The 259-nt window shown below is 51.0% G+C and carries 1 protein-coding gene; it reads right to left on the minus strand.

The features are described 5' to 3' along the window. Positions 1–77: 77 nt before the first annotated feature. Positions 78–259, minus strand: a 182-nt coding sequence (locus tag H2O73_RS21950) for a hypothetical protein (protein ID WP_220457771.1), incomplete at its 5' end; no start/stop codon positions are given.

Consider the following 259-nt stretch of genomic DNA (forward strand, 5'->3'; position numbering starts at 1 on the left):
TTAAAGGGCATGTTTCAGTTCGAATCAGCTGTCGACCTGCACTGTGATTTGCATTAGGCGTGCGTAATCCTGGGGAGTCATCCTTTCACAATCAAATAAGCCCCAGTCCCCACAAGTGCACCGCCTGCTACGGTTTTTGCCGCATTCGCCATGGGGCTGTTAATAAATCTGGCGGCTATCTTTTGCGCCAAGAGGGCGTAGAGAAGCTTTACACTGCCTACGGCAAGGACGGTGATCGCTATGATGGTGGTTATGTCTG

Origin of the sequence: Vibrio marinisediminis (assembly GCF_014050145.1) — a bacterium.
Taxonomy (GTDB): domain Bacteria; phylum Pseudomonadota; class Gammaproteobacteria; order Enterobacterales; family Vibrionaceae; genus Vibrio; species Vibrio marinisediminis.